This window comes from Kosmotoga sp. (assembly GCF_982836095.1).
In genome coordinates this window covers 4,910-7,106 of sequence record NZ_CEYIHJ010000096.1, presented here as the reverse complement: position 1 = coordinate 7,106, position 2,197 = coordinate 4,910, and the positions used below count along the sequence as shown (strand labels likewise).

The window sequence follows — 2,197 nt, the reverse complement described above, 5'->3', positions numbered from 1 at the left end:
CTGATGGGATGACAGATGGTGAAGCGACGGCTGGCGGAACGGCAAGTGGTGTAGACGCAAAACCATATCGAAAGAATGCTCATCCCCACCATAGCTGGGTTTATCTGAGCAAGGTCAGCATAGTCTCTGCAAGCGTCAACATCGTGAACCTCAACCACGAAGCGGTTTAGCATATTTTCCATAACACGTATTTACTGCCTGGTGCTTGATTTTCCAGATCCCGGTTTACGTGTTTTCTTTGTTATCATAGTTGTGTTTATGCACATATATGCAATAGGATAATTACCAATATGAAACCAACTATAAATGTGCTTCTTGAGCTTTCTAATGAAAAAAGTGTTATCATATATCAGAGTGTATTACTCGGAAATGAAATGATGTTCTTTGGATTTTGATCACATAGATGAAAATCCAACACAAGAGTATGAAAGAGATCACCAGAAATGTGTAACAAAGAAAGTTTCAAAGCTTACGATGACGTTCTACCAACAGGAGGTGAATCTCTATGCGTGATAAAGAAAAGATAATTTTTTATAAGGAAACTTTTGAGAGATTGGAAAAGATAAAGGAAGATTTGATTGCACGTATTCATTACAGGTTCTGATATTTTGGATAAAAAGCAAAATGCCCCGAAAGGGGCATTTTATATAAAAGCATCTTCACCTTATACCCAATTCCTTTTTCACTTCTTCAGGTGAACGGTTTTCAAGTGTGGCGATCCTCTTATAGATAGGCGGATGCGTGCTGAAAAGCGAAGCGAAAGCTGAGGATTTCTCATTTACCTTTCTCTTCAAAGGATCTGCAATGAAAAGATGCGCTGTTGCAGTATTGGCTGTGGGCAGTTTTTTCGAGACGGTAGCAATTTTTCTAAGGGCGCTCGCTAATCCCACCGGATTTCTGGTCAGTTCCACTGAACGGGCATCTGCGAAATATTCCCTTGTGCGTGAAACAGCAAAGAGCGAGAGCTTCCCCACAAAAGAAAAGAGCGTAGCAAGTCCAGCAACAGCTGCAAAAAATACGAGAATTGCCGTACCTGTGTTATCCTTTTTACTCCTTCTTCTGCCTCGCGCGAAACCACCAAATCTCAGATAATTCAGCAGCGCTCTAACGGCAAAAATCTGAATAATGACCACAGCACCTATAAGCGCTGATATCATGGTCATTATCAGAATATCCCGGTTGACAATATGGCTCAACTCATGCCCTATGACTCCCGCGGTTTCTTCTCTGTTCAGGTTTTTGAGCAAACCTGTGGTAACACAAACCACTGCATCTTCACGCTTAAACCCCGTAGCGAAAGCGTTTATAACTTCATCATTGTCTATGATGTACAATTCTGGAGGTTTGGGAAGGCCTGCAGATATGGTGAGTTCATCGAGTATGTTTTTCAATTGCTTCTCTTCAAAATTCTCCGGATTGAAAGGGCGGGCTTTTACAGAGCGCAAAACCATCTTTTTTCCGGAATAGATGGATACCAGAAATTGAATTGTGGCTATCGAAAGAAAAACAGCCGTGAATATTGGCAGCATGCCGAAAGCGAAGTCTATTATTAGTCCAAAGGCCGCCATCATAATATAGAAAAGTGTAACTAAAAGAGCGGTTTTTCTAACATTTTTGCGCTCCTCAGCATAAAAATCAACGCTAAATGCCATAGCATTCCACCTTAGATATTAAGATCGACTTGAGGGACTTCTCTTTCTGTTTTATCCTCTATCTCAAAAAGCGGGAAGGGCTCAAATTTGCTTGAATACATATTGGCTACGATGTTATCAGGGAAAACCTCTATCTTTGTGTTGAACCTCGTTACTGTGTCGTTATAGAACTGCCGAGCATAGGAAATCTTATTTTCCGTCGTGGTGAGCTCTTCCATAAGCTGTTTAACATTTTCGTTGGCTTTCAGCTCAGGATAGTTTTCCACCACAGCGAGCAATCGCCCAAGAAATCCGCCAAGTTCCCTTTCAGCTTTAATCTTATCCCCAACACCTTGTGCTGATATTGCCTTCGCACGGGCTTCCATAACCTTTTCGAGGGTTTCACGCTCGAATTTCATATAACCCTTTACTGCGTTCACAAGATTGGGGATCAGGTCATGCCTTCTCTTGAGCTGAACGTCAATTTGGGCCCAGGCGTTTTGCACACGCTTTTTCAACCTGATAAGGCTGTTATAAATACCTATAAACCAGAAAATAAGAACAAG

The 2,197-nt window shown here is 41.6% G+C and carries 2 protein-coding genes; both read right to left on the bottom strand.

Features of this window, described 5'->3' with window-relative positions:
- Window positions 1–659: 659 nt before the first annotated feature.
- Window positions 660–1,652, bottom strand: a complete 993-nt coding sequence (locus AC3LHT_RS07095) for a M48 family metallopeptidase (RefSeq protein ID WP_488662409.1) — start codon at window positions 1,650–1,652, stop codon at window positions 660–662.
- 11 nt (window positions 1,653–1,663) lie between these two features.
- Window positions 1,664–2,197 (bottom strand): LemA family protein (locus AC3LHT_RS07090; RefSeq protein ID WP_488662408.1); only part of this gene is annotated, 534 nt, incomplete at its 5' end.